The organism is Pseudomonas retamae (assembly GCF_043496865.1).
Taxonomy (GTDB): domain Bacteria; phylum Pseudomonadota; class Gammaproteobacteria; order Pseudomonadales; family Pseudomonadaceae; genus Aquipseudomonas; species Aquipseudomonas retamae.
In genome coordinates this window covers 1-13,394 of sequence record NZ_JBIEIL010000007.1, presented here as the reverse complement: position 1 = coordinate 13,394, position 13,394 = coordinate 1, and the positions used below count along the sequence as shown (strand labels likewise).

The window sequence follows — 13,394 nt, the reverse complement described above, 5'->3', positions numbered from 1 at the left end:
ATTCATTGCTAAACGGCACGGCGCTTGCTTTTTAACCCGTATGAACATTCAAACGACATTTTCCCGACACCTGACAGCGCCTCTTCGCAGAGCGCTTGCCAGTGCGTGTGCCATTTGCTGCTTGTTCTTTGGCAGTCCTGCCCATGCTGATGCGGTTACCTTGCCTGACATGCTTATCGGCGTCGCTCAGGGCTTTCTTGAGTTCACCGTAGAAGACTATCTGACGAGCAGTCAAACCGAAGGCCGTTATGAAATCGAAGTCAACCAGCTCGACCCGCGCATGCGCATGCCGATGTGCGACAAGGAATTGACAGCGACGCTGGAGAGTCCGGCACGCCCTTTGGGCCGGGTCACGGTGAAGGTTCGCTGCGAGGGAACATCGCCCTGGACGGTGTTCGTACCCGCTCAAGTCCGCCTGTTTCGCGAGATTGTGACGACCACGCGTGCGCTCAAGCGCGCCGGTATTATCGAGCCGCAGGACGTGACCTTGCGCGAGCGCGACGTCAGCCAGATCAACCAGGGCTTTCTGACTTCGGTGGACGAAGCGATCGGGCAGAAATTGACCCGACCAACGGTCGCCGATCAGGTCATCACCCAGGTCCATCTGGAACAGGCGGAAGTCATTCGCAAGGGTGATCAGGTAGTCATCACCGCACGCAGCGGCACATTGGCGGTGCGCATGCCGGGCGAAGCCTTGGCCAACGGCGGCCTGAAAGAACAGATCCGGGTAAAAAACCTCAATTCACAACGGGTGATCAAGGCGCAGGTCACCGCGCCGGGACAAGTGGAAGTGGCCATGTAAACGCCCTGTGAGAAAACTGGCGCGGACCTCCCAGCTTCCCTAAACTGTGTCGCAGCAGGACATGCCGCGATGCAGCCCGGCGCATTGAAAAAATGTGCCTAAAGTTTTTCATGGGATAGCCGAAAACATGGCAAGCGTCCAAATTCCCAGAGGTTTTTATCATGGTCATCGATTTCAGCCGTTTGAACAGTTCCTCGTCACTGACAGGCAGCACACGTACCAGCAACGCCAAGGAAAGCGCTGAAAACAGCCCCTCCGCGCCGCTGAATACCCAGGCCGAACAGGCCAATGCCGCCAAAAGCGGGGAGTCGGTACACCTCAGCAATGAGGCTCAACAGTTGCAGAAGGTCACTGACAAGCTGCGCGATCAGCCTGCTGTCGACAAAGCCCGTGTGGCCGAGTTGAAAGCCGCGATTGCCGATGGCAGCTATAAAGTCGACAGCAACCGTGTAGCCAGCAAACTGCTCAACTTCGAAGCCCAGCGCTAGGCTTTTGCCGGCGCCAGGCTTTTGGACGCTTAAACCCCAAGGCCAGCCATGCACGACACTACTTTATTGCAACTGATCGACGACGACTTTGCTCCAGCGCAAGAATTGCTGGAGTTGCTGCAAACCGAATCTCTCGCGTTGCACGGTCGTGACATGCCCCTGCTGGAAGAAATTCTGGCGCGCAAGCAGGCGTTGATCATTCTGCTGGAACAGCATGGCCGCAAGCGCAGCGAAATCCTCGCCAGCCTCAATCTGCCGACCGATCGCAACGGCCTGCAACAGCTGGCCGCGCAATCGAGCATTGGCGAGCAGTTGTTGCGACAGGGCGATGCCCTGACCGATCTGATCGCCCAATGCCAGGCAGCCAACGTCAAGAATGGCCAGTCGATCCGCATCCAGCAGGCCACCACGGCCAATCAGCTGAAAATCCTCACCGGGGGCGAACCGCCAGCGTTGTACGACGCCAGCGGCACTTTTGCCAAGCCCGCCAAACCGCGTCCGCTCAGCCAGGCATGAGCCGTTGATGCGCCAGCTCTATCAACCCGCGGAACATGCTGGCAAAATGCTGGCTAGTCGTCATATTTTGTCTGGAGATTGATAAACCGTGTCCAACGCCCTCAGCGCGGATGATGCTCCGCAGCCCCCTAAGGTGCTCACCACGCCACTGGAAATCTCCAGCAACCTGCGCCAGCTGCAGGACAGCCACGATCCGCTGATCATCACCTTCCACGAGCGCAGCCAGCGTTTTCAGAGCTACCTGATCAAAGTCGACCGCGACAGCGCGTCGATCGCTCTGGACGAAATGATCCCGCGCGATGGCGAACGCTTCCTGCTCGCCGGCGAGCCGTTCAAGGTTGAAGGTTTTCATGACGGCGTACGCATCGCCTGGGAATGCAACGGCACGCTGAACATCGAAGAATCCGACGGCGACCGCTTCTACACCGGCGAGCTACCGACCGAAGTGGTTTATCACCAGCGTCGCAACGCCTTCCGCGCCGCGCTGAAACTGACTGATCTGGTCAGCGTTGAACTGGGTGGCGAAAAACTCAAGTCGCCGATCCACGGCAAGCTCCTGGATATTTCCGCGACCGGTTGCAAGTTTCGTTTCGAAGGCGATATCACCGACCGCCTGCAACTGGGCCAGGTCTACGACCGCCTGATCGCCCCGCCGCTGTTCGGCAACCAGCCGATCGCCGTCGAACTGCGCTACCTGCACTTCGAAGAAAAGCTCAACATCACCTTCGCCGGCCTGCGCTTTCACAACATCAGCGGACAGGCGGCGCGCAACGTCGAGCGTTTCGTTTATCAGCTTCAACGTGAAGCGCGGCGGTTTGATAAAGACGATCTCTGAGCCGTAATGACTAAAAAAAAGGGCAGCCCCTCACAGGACTGCCCTTTTTCATGCGCGAGTGTTTATCTTCGATTCAGGGTCGCGCGCCACTGATATCCGGCGCAGGCTTGTCATCTGCGCTGGTCACATCTTCTTCGACCACCGCTTGCGGCGGCTCGGCTGGCTCAGGTTCCGGCTCTGGACTGGTCGGTGCCGGGTCCTGGACCATCTGCTCCTGCACCACCTGCTCATCGACGCGCGGGTCGAGCGCCGCCACCAGTGGCGAACTCGACATGCTGTCCGGCATGGCGACGTGATGCAGCGGCGCATCATCGACCTGATGCAGATTGGTCACGGCTTTCGGCCGAATCCGCCACACCAGCACCAGTGCAAAAAAGCTGAAGAACGCATACAGACTCTGACTGCCAAGAAATTTCATCAGCACGCCGGCCAGCAGCGGCCCGATGCTCGCGCCCACGCCGTAGGTCACCAGCAGCATCGCCGTCAGCGACACCCGCCGATCGCCCTCGACATGGTCGTTGGAAAACGCCACGGCCAACGGATACAGACAAAACTGCACCAGCGAACACAGGAAGCCCACCACAAACAGCACTTCCAGCGGCACTTGCGGCAACACCGCCAACGGCAGCGCCGCCACTGCCAGAAACCCGGCGAAGCAGCGAATCAGCAACGCCCGGTCATAGCGATCAGACAACCAGCCGAGCGGCCACTGCACCAGCAAACCGGCAAAAATGCAGCTACCCATGAACAGACCGACCTGCTCGGTCGACAGCCCTTGCTGCGAGGCATACAACGGCGCCAGACCGTAGAACGAACCGATGATCAAACCGGCGCCGAGCACCGTGCTCAACGATTGCGGCACCCGCTTGATAAAGAAACGCGGCTCCATCGGCGCTGGATGCAGCGGGGCCGGGTGAATCCGCCGGGTCAGCGTCACAGGCACCAGACACAGCGCAAAGCACAGCGCGACCAGCATCAGCAGCTCGAGCCCGAGGCCCGGGTGCATGACCAGAATCAACTGACCGAGTACCAGGCCCAGATACGAAGCGATCATGTAACCGCTGAACACCAGACCGCGCTGATTGGCATCCGCCTGCTCGTTGAGCCAGCTTTCGATCACCATGTACTGGCACATCATGCCGAGGCCGACGATCGTCCGCAGCACCAGCCACGCCGGCAGCCAATCGACCAGACCATGGCCCAGCACTGCCGCACCGACAATTCCCGCACATGCCGAATAGGCACGGATATGTCCGACCCGGGCGATCAGTCGGTGACCGATCTTGCCGCCCAGTACCAGGCCGAAATAGTTGGCGGCCATCAGCGCACCGACCCACAGGCCGTCGACATTGTCTGCGGCCAGACGCAAGGCCAGATAGGTAGAAAGAAGGCCCGAGCCGATCAACATCATCAGCGAGGCGAAATATAGCGCTCGAAAGGATTTCCAGATTTGGCGCATCGGCGTTCCGAGCGGCTCCTTGCAGTAAAGACCGGGCTAACCAAAGGCTAGCCCGGTGGCGACAGTACGTCAGGCCTGGGCTGCTAGAACACGCCGTTCCCAGGGGGTGATTTCATCGAAGAAGCTGGTCAACTCCATGGTCTTCGAAGCGATGTAGCCTTCGATGAATTCGGCTCCGAACAGTTCCCTGGCCAAGTGGCTACGCTTCAGACGTTCCAGAGCGGCATGCAAGGTACACGGCAACGCAAGATTATCCGGCACGACAAACTCGCCCTGGATCGCCTCGCTGGGCTCGAGTTCCTGCTCAATGCCATGCAAACCCGCGGCCAGACTGGCGGCGAGCGCCAGATACGGATTCGCGTCGGCGCCCGGCAAGCGGTTTTCGACCCGACGAGCGACCGGCGAACTGGCCGGAATGCGCAGCCCGGCGGCACGGTTATCGTGGGACCAGCAGGCATTGTTCGGCGACGCATACGGATGGCACAGGCGCTGATAGGAATTCACGTTGGGCGCAAACAGTGCGGTGAAGTCAGCCATGGCTGCCTGCTGGCCGCCGATGAAATGACGGAACATGGCAGTCGCCTCGCCGCTCGAGTCGCTGAAAACGTTTTTGCCGCTGCCGATCTCGACCACGCTCTGGTGAATGTGCATCGAACTGCCCGGCGTATGCGCCAGCGGCTTGGCCATGCACACCACGGTCAGGCCGTGCTTGAGCGCGACCTCTTTGAGCAGATGCTTGAACAGGAACGTCTGGTCGGCCAGCAACAGCGGATCGCCGTGCAGCAGATTGATCTCGAACTGGCTGACGCCCATTTCGTGCATGAAGGTGTCGCGCGGCAAGCCCAGCGCGGCCATGCATTTATAGACTTCGCTGAAGAACGGGCGCAGTCCGTTATTGGAGCTGACGCTGAATGCCGACTGGCCGTCCTCGCGACGACCGTCGAGGCCGACGGGCGGGCGAAACGCTTGGGTCGGATCAGGGTTGGGCGCGAAAACAAAAAACTCCAGCTCGGTCGCCACCACCGGCGCCAATCCGCGCGCGGCGTAACGGGCAATGACTTTCTTTAGTTGGCCACGGGTCGACAGCGGCGAGCTTTCGCCGCTCAGCTCGTCAGCGTCGCAAATCGCCAGGGCGCGCGGCTCGTCGCTCCAGGGCAGGCGATGGATCTGGGTCGGTTCGGCGACGAGGGCGAGGTCGCCGTCGTCGCTGCCGTAAAACCGCGCCGGCGGATAACCACCCATGATGCATTGCAGCAGCACACCTCGCGCCAACTGCAGACGCCGCCCTTCGAGGAAACCCTCGGCGGTCATCACTTTGCCCCGCGGCACGCCATTAAGATCCGGCGTTACACATTCAATCTCATCAATGCCCGTCAGTCGCTGTGCGAGTGAGCGCTGGCCATCGGTTGTCATGACGCAATCCTTGTTATTGTGCGAGCCGCGAACGGCGACCCGTACAAAATAGGCTCCGGCTGTTCGGAATATCAAGCAGCGTCAGCAAAAACCATTATTACGGCAGATACAGACTGAATACTCCGCCGCCGAGCGGACCGCCGTTACTGATTTCCGTGCGCCCTTCGACACCATTGCGCTGATGCAGCGCCGCGATGCGATGGGCAAAGTACAGGCCGAGCCCGGTACTGCCGCTGCTGTGATTGATGCCTTGCACGTAATCGGCCTGACGCTCAAGCATCTCGCGCGGATAACCGGCGCCGTCATCGTTGATGCTCAGGACCAGTTGCCCGGCCTCGTCACTGACGGTGATCAGCAACGACTCCCGCGCATAACGAATGGCGTTGTTGATGCAGTTGCTCAGCACCGAAGCGATCAGCTCGCGATCGAAGAAACCCAGCGGGCTCAGCGGATCGACCTCATAGGTGGCGATGATGCCGCGGCTGGCGAACACCTCCTGATGCGCGGCCAGTTGCGCCTCGATGAAATCGTCGAGTTCGTGATAGGCCGGTTGCAGCGGCAGCTGATTGACGCCGAGCTTGTACAGCCCGAGCAACTGCACAAGCATGCCGTTGAGGTGAGCGAACTCGAAGTCGATCACGCCCTGCTCCGCGCCCTCACGCTGCGCTTGCGGCAGTCGCGCCAGCCATTGGCTGTGCGCCTGCATGAGCATGGCCAGGGAGTTTTTCATGTCGTGAACGGTGGAGGCGATCACCGTGGAAAAATCCAGCGCCTGCTCGTTGTGATTCATTCGCCAAACGCCTTGCTTTTCAGCTTCTGATAACGCGCAAAGCGCGCGTCGGTGTCGGGCATCAGGCCGACCATTTTCAGGCAGGCCCGACATTCTTCCAGCTCGGCCGACGGCACACTGGTGTCGGTGCCATGCAGCAGCGACTGGGCCAGGTTCAGCGCGATGCTGAGGTTCTTCGGTTGCATCTTCAACGCCTTGCGGAACACCTCGCGGGCTTCCACCAGGTTGCCGGTCTTGTACACCCGCACGCCTTGGCGGTTGAGGTCAGCAGCGGCGTTACTGGAACTGAGAATGGTCGGGTCATCGGTGAGCTTGGCGATGTCTTTCATCACCGCCGGGTCATCACCGTAGATTTCCGCGCAGCTCTTGAGCATCGAGGTGCCCGCTTCGGCCTGCCCGAGCATCTGCAACTGCTTGGCCACCAGCAACGCCGCTTCCGGGCTCATGAACTGCTCCATGCCGTCGAGGCGCATCAGCGCTTGTTCGGTGAGCTTGTCGGCGGTCTCGGCGTCGTTGAGCAGCAGACTGGTAGCTTTCATCAGCCGCGCACGAATCTGCAGACCGGGGTCACTCGGGTTTTCTTTGGCGACCGCGCTGAGGGTTGTGTTGATCTCCAGTCGCGTGCGCGTATCGAGGCCACGATCGCTGCCCTTGCTGATCAGCGCATGCGCCAGGCCGAGGTTGCTTTCCGGGTCCTTGAAGCGCGATTGCGCGCCCTGCGACACGGCCTGACGATAGGCGCGCGAGGCGGTTTCGAAATCCTCGTTGGCCATCGCCAGTTTGCCCAGCAAGGCCTGACGACGCACCGCCAACGGTGACAGGCGAATCGCTTCTTCCAGCACCCGTTGCGCGCCTTTACTGTCGCCCTCGGCCACCAGCACATCGGCCATGCCGTCATACAGCGCCGGCATCATCGGGAAAACCTTCAAGGCTTTCTCATAGACTTCTTTGGCCTGTGTCACCTGGCCACGCTTGAACAACAGCTTGCCCAGGCCGGCAAACGCCCATGGCAACGGCCGATCGGCAATGATGCCGTCATAGAGGCGTTCCAGCGCTTCGTTCTGATTCATGTCGCGCAGCGCATCGGCGCGATAGCGCAGGCACAGCGGCGAATAGCGGATGTCCTGCTTGCACAAGGCGATGCAGGCGTTGAGCACTTCGACCGGTTTGCCACGGTCGAGGGCTTGCAGAATCGGCTTGAGCAGGGTCTTGCGCTGCTCCAGACGCTCCAGGCGCTGGGCCAGGCCGGAGCGGTTGAATGGCTTGGTCAGGTACGCATCGGGCTCGTGTTCCAGCGCACTGAGCACCATCGCCTGACTGGTCTCGGCGGTGACCATGACGAACACCGCTTCGTGGCTGATAAGCTTTTCCGACATCAGGTCTTCGAGCACTTGCTGGCCGTTTTTCTTGCCGTCGCCGAGATGGAAATCCTGCAGGATGAAATCGTAGGATTTCTGCGAGCACATCTTCAGCGCCTGTTCACCCGTGTCAGCGGTATCGACATCCTTGACGCCCAGTTCACGCAGCATCGAACGCACGGAACTGCGGAAATCCGAAAAATCATCGACGATCAGAAAGCTTTTTTGGTGATACGACGACATCGACGATTTCCAGGCAAATGAAGAGAGGGCAATTTCAGGCGCGCAGATGATAGCTGCCGGCCAAATGCTATCAAGCGATTTCGCGCGACGTTGCTGTCACCGAACGGGTTATCGGCCGCTCCCTCGAATCTCTTGAAGATAGTTGGTGCGTTTAGCCCGAGAGCGCGGTCAACACAAAACAACCAGCACGCCATTCGAACTGCGGCAGGAAAAAAGTCGGAAACAGGATTATCCTGCGCAGTTACCCATGCGTTTTTTGATCCACCGCGACCCCATCCGTCGCCTTCTCAAGGCCGAAGTCATGACCTCGAAATCACCCTCCTCGCCCTCTGCTCCCGAGCGCCGAGGCCTGAGCCCCAGTCACCTGGACTTTCCGGTGGTCGGCATCGGCGCGTCCGCTGGCGGCCTGCAAGCGATCAAGCTGTTTTTCGAGCACATGCCGCAAGACACTGGCATGGCCTTCGTGATCATCCTGCATTTATCGCCGGATCATCAGAGCGTCGCTGACAAGATCATTCAGGAGTCGACGCGGATGCCGGTCCTGCAGGTGACGCAGCCGGTACCGATCGAAAAAAACTGCGTGTACGTGATTTCACCCGCGCAATCGCTGTCGATGAACGATGGTTATTTGCGCGTGAGCGCCGCCGCCACACAATCCACCCGACATTTGGCAATCGACCTGTTCTTCCGCGATCTCGCCGATGTGCATCGCGAGCGGGCGTTTTGCGTGGTGCTGTCAGGCACCGGCTCCGATGGCGCAGTGGGTTTGTCGCGCATCAAGGAACAGGGCGGCGTCACCCTCGCGCAAGTGCCGGAGGACGCCGAATATGACGGCATGCCGCGTGCCGCGATCGAAACGCGCATGGTCGACCTGGTGCTGCCCGTGGTGGAGATGCCGCAAAAACTGATGGAGTTGTGGAGCAATTCGCAGAACATCACCCTGCCCAGCGCCAATGACCCCGACATCAAAGTGCAATCGCCGTCCAGCGATCAGGAAGCCGCGATTGCCGAACAGCGTCTGCACGACATCCTGATCTATCTGCGCGCCAGTACTGGCCACGATTTCAAGCATTACAAGCGCGCCACCGTGCTGCGCCGCATCGAGCGGCGCATGCAGGTCACCGGCCAGTCCGACCTCAGCGCCTATTACGATTACCTGCAAAACACCGCAGACGAAGCCAAAGCGTTACTGGGCGACATGCTGATCGGCGTCACCAACTTCTTCCGCGACCGCGAAGCCTTTGAAGCGCTGGAACGCGAAGTACTGCCGCAATTGGTGCAGTCGGTATCCAGCTCGGCTGAAAAAGAGGAATTACGCGTCTGGTCCGCCGGTTGCTCTACCGGTGAAGAAGCCTACAGCCTGGCGATCCTGCTTGACGACCAAATGCAAGTCGAAAACAGCAAGGCCAATCTGCAAGTATTCGCCACCGATATCGACGAACGCGCGATCAGCGTCGGCCGCGCCGGCACTTACCCGCAAGCCATCGTTACCGACGTACCGCCTAATCGCCTGCGCCATTATTTCGTTAAAGACGACGAGCATTACCGCATCCGCAAGGAAATCCGCGAGAAGGTCCTGTTCGCCAAGCACAGCCTGCTGTCCGATCCGCCGTTTTCGCAGATCGATCTGATCACCTGCCGCAACTTGCTGATCTATCTGGATCGCGAAGTGCAGCGCGAGATCCTGCAGATGTTTCATTTTGCCTTGCGACCGGGAGGCTTCCTGTTTCTCGGTACCTCGGAAAGCGCCGATGCTTGCCATGAATTGTTCACCCCGGTGGACAAGCGCAACCGCATCTTCCGCGCCAAGACTGGCACGCCGAACAGCCGTCGCACGCCGACCATGCCGCGTGGCGGCTATATGCGCAGCAGTGTCTCGCGTCCGGAAGTGAAGCCCAGCGAACAACCCAAGTTGTCATTCGCCGACATTCATCGTCGCGCGATCGAGCGTTCGGCGCCGCCGAGCATCATTGTCGACAGCAACGCCGATATCCTGCACATGAGCGAAAGCGCCGGGCGCTTTCTGCGGCATGTCGGCGGCGAGCTGTCGCGCAACCTGCTGACGCTGATCCTGCCGGAGCTGCGCCTGGAGATTCGCACCACGCTGTTCCAGGTGCAGCAAAGCAACCTGACCGTGCGCTCGCGGGAAGTGATCCTCAAGCGCGAAGAGCGGCAGTTCCGCATCGATCTGATCGCCCAACCGTATAAAGACGACGAGTCGGACAGCGAATGCGTGCTGGTGATTTTCGAGGAAACGGAAATCGACCCCGCCGAAGATGCGACGACCACCATGTTGCAGACGGAGAGCCAGGTGCTGTCAAACCTCGAGCGCGAACTGCAACGCACCAAGCTGCACCTGCAGGACACCATCGAACAGTCGGAAGTCTCCAGCGAAGAACTGAAAGCCTCCAACGAAGAGATGCAGGCGATTAACGAGGAGCTGCGCTCGGCCACCGAAGAGCTGGAAACCAGCAAGGAAGAGTTGCAGTCGATCAACGAAGAGCTGTTGACGGTCAACTACGAGCTGAAAACCAAGGTCGAAGAAACAGACAAGATCAACGATTACCTGACCAACCTGATCGCCTCGACCGACATCGCCACGGTTTTCGTCGATCGCAGCATGCGCATCAAATGGTTCACCCCGCGCGCCACCGATATTTTCAGCATGCTGCCGGTCGACACCGGACGTTCATTGCTCGACATTACCCATCGTTTGAATTACGCCGACCTCGCCGAGGACGCAGCGCAGGTGTTCGAGTCGCTGAACATGATCGAGCGCGAAGTGAACAGCACCGATAACCGCTGGTACATCGCCCGGTTACTGCCGTATCGCTCCAGCGAAGACCATATCGACGGTACGGTGCTGACCTTCATCGACATCACCAAACGCCGCGCTGCCGAAGAGGAATTGCGCCTGGGCGAAGAACGCATGCGCCTGGTGGCCGAGAGCACCCGCGATTACGCGATCATCATCCTCGATGAGCAAGGCGCAATCACCAGTTGGAACAAAGGCGCCGAGCTGATCTTCGGCTACAGCAAGGCCGAAGCCGAGGGTGCTTTCTACGATTTTATCTTTACTGCCGAAGATCGCGCCGCCGGGATGGCCGAGAATGAATTGGCGACCGCCCGTACCCACGGCCGCGCCGAAGATGAACGCTGGCACCAGCGCAAGGACGGCAGCCGCTTCTTCTGCAGCGGTGAAGTCACCCTGCTCAGCGGCGATTATCTGCAAGGCTACGTGAAGATCGCCCGCGACCTGACCGGCCACAAACGCGCGCAGGACGAACAGAGTCAGGAACTGGCGCAGACGCGTAACACGGTGTCCCTGCGTGATGAGTTCTTCGCAGTCATGTCCCATGAACTCAAACATCCACTGAACCTTATTCAGCTCAACGCCGAGCTGCTGCGACGCCTTCCGGTCATCCGTACCGCAGGGCCGGCGACCAAAGCGGTCAATACCATCTGCGATGCGGTCAACAGCCAGGCGCGGATCATCGATGACCTGCTCGACGTCGCGCGAGTGCGCACCGGCAAGCTCAAGCTGCAATTGACACGGGTTGACCTCAGCGCCGTACTGCGTGACATCCATACGGTGGTGCTGAATGAGCAGCATGCAACGCGAGTCGATTTACGGTTGCCCGACGATCCGCTCGTCATCCATGCCGACCCGACACGGGTTGAGCAGATCATCTGGAACCTGGTGAACAACGCGCTGAAATTCACCCCACCGACCGGGCGAATCGAATTGATCGCCAGTCGCAGCGCGCAAATGGCCCGCCTGGACATCAAGGACAACGGCGTCGGCATCGCTGCGGAAAATCTGGAACATGTGTTCGATCTGTTTGGCCAAGCGGAAAAGCAGCACACCAATCACCAGCGTGAAGGTCTGGGAATTGGTCTGTCACTGGTGAGGCAATTGACTGAGGCACAACATGGCTCGGTTCTGGTGACATCGCCGGGGCTAGGCGCCGGTTGCACGTTTACCGTGTGCCTGCCTTTGGCTATTGATGTTGTTGAAGAAGATTCGCCGCAAGAAGTTGAAGTGGCGTCTGGCAAACTGGATGGCCTGCGTATCCTGTTGGTGGATGACTCACCCGAAGTGCTCGACACGCTGAAGATGTTGCTGGAAATGGAAGACGCGGACGTTACTGCATTCGATCATCCGGTCGCCGCACTGAAAGCAGCTGAAAGCACGCGCTTCGATCTGATCATTTCCGATCTGGGCATGCCGGTCATGAGCGGCTACGAACTGATGAGCGCGTTACGCAAATTGCCGCTAGTGAAAAACGTGCCAGCCATTGCCCTCACCGGTTATGGCACGCAGAGCGATATGCAGAAATCTCGCGAAGCAGGTTTTGATCAGCACCTCGGCAAGCCTGTGGCCTATGACGATTTGATCGACACCATTGATGCGCTGCGCCGCTCGCAATTGCTTTAACGGTAATCAGCGCAGATAGGCGCGCTGGATGCACACGCGACGGTCGATCGCCTGCTGCAGGCGCGCCTTGCTCTCGGCCCAGATGCCTGGGTCGACGCGCCTCAGGCGCATCAGGTCGAGCATGGCGTTCTTGGCATCCAGATATTCTGACCAGGCATCCGACGCCTTGAGTTTAAGTCGCTCGTATTCGCTCATCTCCATTCGCCGGATGGCCACCACCGAGGGGTCAGTCACCACTGCGCTCAGGGTGATCTGGGTACGATGCGGGGCGGCGAATTCCTGTTGATCGATAACGATCTCCCGGGCTCGCTCGCTTGCCCATTTCAGCGCAACTTCGCAGGGAATGTCTTTGCCACGGTCATGAAATTCTTCACTGACCGCTCGCCCCTCTTTCGTATAAACGCCGATGAATACTTGCGTGTCGCCACTCAGACCTACGCGAGCCTGGACCTCGATCTGTAAGCCGTCGCTCAGTGTCTCGTCATGGCTGTGCATCGGTAAACGGCTGTTGATCCATAACCAATATTTGGCTCCGCGACGTCGCATACTCATCCCCCCGCCCCGAAAGAGAGACATTAAGGCACCGGATCGGGAGGTTCGCCATGTCGATTCGTCGGCTTGGACGACGTATCGAACTTTCTCGCAGGCAAAACAAAACCCCAACTGCTTTCGCAATTGGGGTTTCGGAATTTAATCTTGACGATGACCTACTCTCACATGGGGAAACCCCACACTACCATCGGCGATGCATCGTTTCACTGCTGAGTTCGGGATGGGATCAGGTGGTTCCAACGCTCTATGGTCGTCAAGAAATTCGGGTACTGACTCGTGACCAGATGGCCTCGCTTCAGCAAATTGGGTATGTGACAGCTGGTGTTTGTGCGTTTCGAACTTTCGGTTCGTTTCGTCTTCACACACCGCAATCTGGTGCTCTTTCGCTTTTCAGCTTCGAAGCAAGCAAATTGCTTGGGTGTTATATGGTCAAGCCTCACGGGCAATTAGTATTGGTTAGCTCAACGCCTCACAGCGCTTACACACCCAACCTATCAACG

10 protein-coding genes and 2 rRNA genes are annotated in these 13,394 nt (G+C 59.1%); 5 read left to right on the top strand and 7 right to left on the bottom strand.

Annotated elements, in window-relative coordinates:
- Positions 1-40: 40 nt before the first annotated feature.
- The 4 genes from flgA (at position 41) to ACGSLL_RS15060 (ending at position 2,641) form a co-directional block, all read left to right on the top strand.
- Positions 41-802, top strand: coding sequence for a flagellar basal body P-ring formation chaperone FlgA (flgA, locus tag ACGSLL_RS15075; RefSeq protein WP_394506896.1), 762 nt, complete (start codon positions 41-43; stop codon positions 800-802).
- Between the two features lie 161 nt (positions 803-963).
- The gene (gene flgM / locus ACGSLL_RS15070) at positions 964-1,290 is read left to right on the top strand and encodes a flagellar biosynthesis anti-sigma factor FlgM (protein WP_090285364.1); all 327 of its coding nucleotides are present in this window, start codon (positions 964-966) and stop codon (positions 1,288-1,290) included.
- Positions 1,291-1,338: 48 nt separating this feature from the next.
- Positions 1,339-1,806 (top strand): flagella synthesis protein FlgN, encoded by a 468-nt coding sequence (locus ACGSLL_RS15065; protein ID WP_332769161.1) that lies wholly within the window; start codon positions 1,339-1,341, stop codon positions 1,804-1,806.
- A gap of 88 nt (positions 1,807-1,894) precedes the next feature.
- Positions 1,895-2,641 (top strand): flagellar brake protein, encoded by a 747-nt coding sequence (locus ACGSLL_RS15060; RefSeq protein WP_208940134.1) that lies wholly within the window; start codon positions 1,895-1,897, stop codon positions 2,639-2,641.
- A gap of 73 nt (positions 2,642-2,714) precedes the next feature.
- On the opposite strand, the gene ACGSLL_RS15055 is transcribed toward ACGSLL_RS15060, so the two are convergent.
- The 4 genes from ACGSLL_RS15055 to ACGSLL_RS15040 all read right to left on the bottom strand — a co-directional run bounded on the left by ACGSLL_RS15055 (position 2,715) and on the right by ACGSLL_RS15040 (position 7,904).
- Positions 2,715-4,100, bottom strand: coding sequence for an MFS transporter (locus tag ACGSLL_RS15055; RefSeq protein WP_394506895.1), 1,386 nt, complete (start codon positions 4,098-4,100; stop codon positions 2,715-2,717).
- Between the two features lie 69 nt (positions 4,101-4,169).
- Positions 4,170-5,411: a glutamine synthetase family protein gene (locus ACGSLL_RS15050; RefSeq protein ID WP_394507129.1), complete on the bottom strand. Its 1,242-nt coding sequence runs from the start codon at positions 5,409-5,411 to the stop codon at positions 4,170-4,172.
- Positions 5,412-5,610: 199 nt separating this feature from the next.
- Complete coding sequence (locus tag ACGSLL_RS15045) at positions 5,611-6,303, bottom strand: sensor histidine kinase (protein ID WP_394506894.1); 693 nt, start codon at positions 6,301-6,303, stop codon at positions 5,611-5,613.
- Positions 6,300-7,904 (bottom strand): tetratricopeptide repeat-containing response regulator, encoded by a 1,605-nt coding sequence (locus ACGSLL_RS15040; protein WP_090285377.1) that lies wholly within the window; start codon positions 7,902-7,904, stop codon positions 6,300-6,302. Before ACGSLL_RS15040 ends, ACGSLL_RS15045 begins: the two co-directional genes overlap by 4 nt.
- 301 nt (positions 7,905-8,205) lie before the next feature.
- On the opposite strand from ACGSLL_RS15040, the gene ACGSLL_RS15035 reads away from it, so the two are divergent.
- Positions 8,206-12,342: a CheR family methyltransferase gene (locus ACGSLL_RS15035; protein ID WP_394507128.1), complete on the top strand. Its 4,137-nt coding sequence runs from the start codon at positions 8,206-8,208 to the stop codon at positions 12,340-12,342.
- A gap of 6 nt (positions 12,343-12,348) precedes the next feature.
- Here ACGSLL_RS15035 and ACGSLL_RS15030 read toward each other — a convergent pair whose 3' ends face one another.
- From ACGSLL_RS15030 to ACGSLL_RS15020, 3 genes are all read right to left on the bottom strand, one after another.
- Positions 12,349-12,888, bottom strand: a complete 540-nt coding sequence (locus ACGSLL_RS15030; protein ID WP_394506893.1) for a hypothetical protein — start codon at positions 12,886-12,888, stop codon at positions 12,349-12,351.
- 148 nt (positions 12,889-13,036) lie between these two features.
- Positions 13,037-13,152, bottom strand: a 5S ribosomal RNA gene (rrf, locus tag ACGSLL_RS15025).
- A gap of 167 nt (positions 13,153-13,319) precedes the next feature.
- A 23S ribosomal RNA gene (locus ACGSLL_RS15020) occupies positions 13,320-13,394 on the bottom strand; the annotation flags it as partial.

Coding starts and splice junctions, on each gene's coding strand:
- flgM (WP_090285364.1), top strand. CDS start 964: ATGGTCATCGATTTCAGCCGTTTGAACAGTTCCTCGTCACTGACAGGC.
- ACGSLL_RS15065 (WP_332769161.1), top strand. CDS start 1,339: ATGCACGACACTACTTTATTGCAACTGATCGACGACGACTTTGCTCCA.
- ACGSLL_RS15030 (WP_394506893.1), bottom strand. CDS start 12,888: ATGCGACGTCGCGGAGCCAAATATTGGTTATGGATCAACAGCCGTTTA.
- ACGSLL_RS15045 (WP_394506894.1), bottom strand. CDS start 6,303: ATGAATCACAACGAGCAGGCGCTGGATTTTTCCACGGTGATCGCCTCC.
- ACGSLL_RS15035 (WP_394507128.1), top strand. CDS start 8,206: ATGACCTCGAAATCACCCTCCTCGCCCTCTGCTCCCGAGCGCCGAGGC.
- ACGSLL_RS15055 (WP_394506895.1), bottom strand. CDS start 4,100: ATGCGCCAAATCTGGAAATCCTTTCGAGCGCTATATTTCGCCTCGCTG.
- ACGSLL_RS15050 (WP_394507129.1), bottom strand. CDS start 5,411: ATGACCGCCGAGGGTTTCCTCGAAGGGCGGCGTCTGCAGTTGGCGCGA.
- ACGSLL_RS15040 (WP_090285377.1), bottom strand. CDS start 7,904: ATGTCGTCGTATCACCAAAAAAGCTTTCTGATCGTCGATGATTTTTCG.
- flgA (WP_394506896.1), top strand. CDS start 41: ATGAACATTCAAACGACATTTTCCCGACACCTGACAGCGCCTCTTCGC.